The organism is Ruthenibacterium lactatiformans, assembly GCF_000949455.1.
Taxonomy (GTDB): domain Bacteria; phylum Bacillota; class Clostridia; order Oscillospirales; family Ruminococcaceae; genus Ruthenibacterium; species Ruthenibacterium lactatiformans.
The window spans coordinates 1-4138 of record NZ_JXXK01000071.1; the positions used below are offsets into that span (position 1 = coordinate 1).

The 4138-nt window shown below is 48.6% G+C and carries 3 protein-coding genes; all 3 read left to right on the forward strand.

Going from position 1 to position 4138, the window contains the following annotated elements:
* Positions 1-612 precede the first annotated feature (612 nt).
* Positions 613-1152 (forward strand): recombinase family protein, encoded by a 540-nt coding sequence (locus TQ39_RS19535; RefSeq protein ID WP_242853550.1) that lies wholly within the window; start codon positions 613-615, stop codon positions 1150-1152.
* Positions 1153-1318: 166 nt separating this feature from the next.
* Positions 1319-2929, forward strand: a complete 1611-nt coding sequence (locus TQ39_RS19540) for a glycosyltransferase family protein (protein ID WP_050006770.1) — start codon at positions 1319-1321, stop codon at positions 2927-2929.
* Between the two features lie 40 nt (positions 2930-2969).
* The coding region (locus TQ39_RS19545; RefSeq protein ID WP_050006771.1) for a hypothetical protein at positions 2970-4138 on the forward strand (1169 nt) is incomplete at its 3' end.

Genomic DNA, 4138 nt, shown 5'->3' on the forward strand with positions numbered 1-4138 from the left:
CCGATGACCGCACGCGCGGTTTCGCCGCAGGCGAAACGGAGGCGTAAGCCGACGAGCGCCGGGGTGCGAGCGCGGGGCCAGCCGTGGAACAAAGGAACGTACCCCGGCAGACCCCGCGGGAATATGCGGGGCCACATTTGAGCAAAGCGAAAATGGGGTAGCGAGCACGTTGCCCCCGGCGGGGGCAACGACCGGCCAGCGCGGTTTCGCGCAGCGAAATGGAGCCGAATGGCGACAAGCGCCGGGATGTTGAGAAGGGCCGTGGGGCTGTGACTGAGCAGAGCGAAAGCGGGGCAGGCTAAAACATCGGTGCGGGGTGACGAAGTCATGGCTGCGAAGCGGACAACCGCACAGGGTGGTTTCGCGCAGCGAAATGCCGCGCCTGATTTTGCGCGGCAAACCCAAAAGGCGGGGCCGATGACCGGACGCGCGGTTTCGCCGCAGGCGAAACCGCGCTGACAAAAAACAGGCACGGCAGGGCCTCGTTGCGGCGCCCTGCCGTAATTTATATATTGGAGTAGATGAAGGGAGGAAGCTGATATAGACAACAGGATTTATGGATATATCCGGGTTTCAACCAGAGAACAGAACGAAGAACGGCAGGTCATCGCCATGCGGGAAGTCGGGGTGCCGGACAGAAATATTTATAAGGACAAACAGTCGGGCAAGGATTTTGACCGCCCGCAGTATAAAAAGCTGCTCCGAAAAATAAAAAAAGACGATCTGCTCTATATCAAGAGCATCGACCGTCTGGGGCGCAACTACACAGAAATTTTGGAGCAATGGCGGTTCCTCACCAAAGAAAAAGGCATTGATATTGTGGTGCTGGATATGCCCCTGCTGGACACCCGGAGGGGAAAGGATTTGCTGGGTACTTTCCTCAGCGACATTGTACTGCAGGTGCTGTCCTTTGTAGCGGAAAACGAGCGCACCAATATCCGCCAGCGGCAGGCAGAGGGAATTGCGGCGGCAAAGGCCAGGGGGATTCGGTTCGGCCGGCCGCCCAAACCGCTGCCGGACGGTTTTCATCAGGCATACCAGCAATGGAAAAGCGGTGCGCTTACAGGTACGGCGGCGGCCCGAATGTGCAAAATGCCGTTGTCCACGTTCCGCTACCGGGCAGAGATTTACGAAAATGTCCGATTGTTGTAACAGATACCTTTTTACAAAAAAGTGTACCTTTTTGTAAATTACATACAAACATCTTTTAGTATTACGATAGCATAAAAAACGACTCTTTTCAAGATTATAGTTGTTGTTTTGGCTGCCGCATCGGGCCTTACAAAAAGGTACACTTTTTGATAAGGAGGGCCATGCTGTGGGAAACATATCCGGAAATACGCAGTATGAAAGCAACAACACTGTATGTACAGATACGATTTGTAAGAAACTGAAAATGATATTTTCAGTATTATTTTTTGCTCTGCTCTGCATTCTGGGGCTTCTTGTTTCATCCACTTACAGTATCCTCGTCAACTGCACCGCGCTGCTATGCCTGCTGCTGTTCCTGATTGTTGGCGGCAGGCTGGCGGACCCAATCGACCGGCTCTCTGCAAAGAAATTCAATGCCCTGTTTGTTTTATTGCTGGGTTCCGCTTTTGCAGTGAGCATTTATCTGGCATATGAAATGCGAATTCATCTGCCGGGAGATACAGACATTATTTTTGCTTCCGTTGCCGACTTATTGCGTGATGGAAAGCTGAATGAAGCCAATCCGCGCATTGACGCGATGCATTATCCCGGGCTTGGGCTTTATACGAACAATGACTATTTCTGCCGGTACCCCAACAACATTGGCCTGCTGATGCTTTATGCAGGTGTGTACGCCTTTGGCGGGAAAACGGGGCTCCCCGCAAGTACGGATGCGGGACATTTGCCGGCAATTGTTATGACCTCTTTGGCGGTGGCCGTGACCATACTTCTGGTATGCCTTTGCATTAAAATTGTATTTAAGAAAAACAGCTATGCGCTGTTTACACTGCTTTTATGCTATGCCTTCCTGCCCTTTGTTTTCAGTATCCCGAATTTTTATACCGATCTTTGGGTTTTGCCTTTTACGGCAGGCGGGGTTTATTGTTACTTAAGCAACAAATTTTCCGCCGCTCCAAAGGGATGGCGCGGTTTCCTTGCCGGGCTGCTGCTTTCTGTTGGTGTGCAAATGAAGATAACAGCGGCCATTGGGTTTGTTGTGATCGTGCTCGATCTGCTTTTGGGCAGGCATGTGCATCGATGGAAAAACCTTGCTTTATTATTCCTTGGCTTTTTCCTTTTTTTATTCGCTTTTACAGCATGGTACCGATACAGCGGTATCATAGATTTTACCAGAAGCGATGAAATCGGCGCGCCGTGGAATCTCTGGGTTTTGTTTGGAAGCCATGACAAGGGCGGCGACACGGAAATTTATAAAGATACTGCTTTTGCGGCTGCGTTCCCGACAATGGAAGAACGTTCGGCTGCAATTTGGAAGCGCATCTTTGAGAATTACCGGTCGTACTCTTTTTCTGAATTTCTGGAATTGCTCCGCAATAAACTTCTGTTTGCCTGGAACAACAGCATGTTCGAGAGCAGCGAGTATCTGCTGTGGCCGATCGATTCAAATTGGACGTTTTATATAACACAGCCGCAATTTCTGCCCACACAGCTGATACGCGCTTACAGCACCATTTATATGCTGTTTTTATATGCTGCGAATATCCTGAGCGCGGGCGTTGCACTGTTTCGGAAGAAAATAAATTTTACATTTATTCCCAACCTTTTCGTTTTCGGAACGATGCTCTATCTTCTGATATTTGAGAATGCGCCCCGCCGTGCGATGATTGCGGTTCCATTTATGATATACAACGTAATATTTTTATTGTCGCAATGGCGTGGCAAGCCGGACGGTGCTCAATTGGCGGAGCGCTTTCGCATGCGCATCCATAAAAACTGAATTTTGGTTTTACATTGTGACAGGAAAGGGATGCAAGGACTTGACAAAGCTTGAAAAAGGAATACTGGAATTGCTTCAAAAGCACATGGCGAAAATTGGATTTTTCACATTGCTGTTTTTTTCCATGCTATTGCGCTGGGTGCTGCTCCCTTATGGGTCGAACGATTTTCTGGATTTTTTACGGCCCTGGTATGAGGAGATCCGCGCATCGGGCGGGATGACGGCATTGAAAAACGAAATTGGCGATTACAATTATTTATACCGTTTTTTGCTTGCGGTATTCTCGTACATCCCGAACCCCATGATTGCCGTAAAACTGCTCTCCTTACTGTTTGACTATATAGGCGCGGCGGGCGGCGCGTTTTTGGTTTGGACGCTTTTGGCTGATTCACCGTCTGTCCCGCTTTCATCGCGGCGCTTCTATGCCGGCGCAACGGCAATTGCACTGCTGTTTTGTCCCACGGTATTGTTGAATGCCGCAGTGTGGGCGCAATGTGATTTTATGTATGTTTCATGCCTGCTATTTTGCCTTGCCTTTTTTTGGCGGGAACGCTATTTTTCTGCGTTCATCTGGTACGGGCTGGCGTTCAGCTTTAAATTGCAGGCTGTTTTTTTGCTGCCTGTTCTGTTTCTCCTTTACATACATCGAAAAAATTTTTCCGTTTTGTATTTTTTGCTGATTCCCGGCACGCTCCTCGCAACCGGTTTTCCGGTGATTCTGGCCCGGTGGACAGTAGTGGGGCCCGCCGCGCTGCTGGAGCCTTTCCAGGTGTATTTCAGCCAGACCGGCACCTATCGAATTCTGACGCTTAATATGCCAAATGTCTACTCTTTTTTAAGCGGGATGGAGTATCAGATCAATATACATATCGCCGACATATACAACTACTGCCGGTTGGCGGGGATTCTGTTTACGCTTGCTCTGTTGGGCGGCGCTGTGCTGTTTTTTCTGGTTAAAAATTGGGATTTGGATGCAAAAGGATATTTATTATTCAGTATCTTTTCGGTTTATACATGCATTATGTTTTTGCCTTCCATGCATGAGCGGTATGGATTCTGTGCGACGATTCTTTTGCTCCTATACTATATTCTCTATCGAGAGTTTGGAAAATGGATTCTTACATACCTTTTTGTTGAATGTTCTGTATATGTTGCCGTGTTAACTGAACTTTCACTTCTTCCAGGTTTCAATATTTTGGCTTATATAGT